This window comes from Bacillus sp. EKM202B (assembly GCF_011066025.1).
GTDB classification, from domain to species: domain Bacteria; phylum Bacillota; class Bacilli; order Bacillales; family Bacillaceae_G; genus Bacillus_A; species Bacillus_A toyonensis.
On the sequence record NZ_JAAMNK010000089.1, the window covers coordinates 1 to 707 of the forward strand.

Genomic DNA, 707 nt, shown 5'->3' on the forward strand with positions numbered 1-707 from the left:
AATCGTTTTTTTGATTAGGATCGCTTGTGCTTGATTTGGATAGATACGAAATTTATATGCTTTATTAATCATCATTCCTTTTACCTCCATTTCGGCATGTGTCTATTATACAACAAACATATATTCGATAGATAGTGAAGTGACAGTTTATGTATGTCGAACAATTAAGATGGCTTTCTGCCATCTCTTGTCCGAAGCCAATTCATCTCCCACCTACTCACTTCGCATTCCTTGAGGAAGGAGTCTTCTTGGCTAAAATGATAAAAAAGACACCCAAAGGTGCCTTACTCCTACTTGAATCACGTTCACTTAGTATAAATTTATCCGTATTATCCCTTTGTTAAGCGTGTAAACACATCCTATAAAACAGAATCGTCTATATAAGCCAGATTGTTAGTTCACAATATACAAGAGATTTGAGATCAGTATTAAAGTGACGCCACATATTTTATAATGGTCGATATGTTACGTCGTTCAAAAGAATCTGCTTTATAGAACGTGTCCACGCTTTATAGTTTACTACATATAATATTTATCTGGTGTAATTTTTAAAAATATGTATAATTGCATAAGGGTTATGAGAAAAAGAGAGTATATTTTGGTATTGTGAAATAAACATAAAGCCCACCTACTAAATGAAGTGCACCCCAATTGTTAGACACATAATTAACAATTGGAGGTGCATTTTTTATGGCTAAATTTTCTTC

Annotated in this window: 1 protein-coding gene; it reads right to left on the reverse strand. The window is 33.2% G+C overall.

The genetic code is table 11. The features are described from left to right. A partial coding sequence (locus G9F74_RS29405; RefSeq protein ID WP_165406429.1) for a helix-turn-helix domain-containing protein occupies nt 1–75 on the reverse strand: 75 nt, incomplete at its 3' end. Nucleotides 76–707 lie beyond the last annotated feature (632 nt).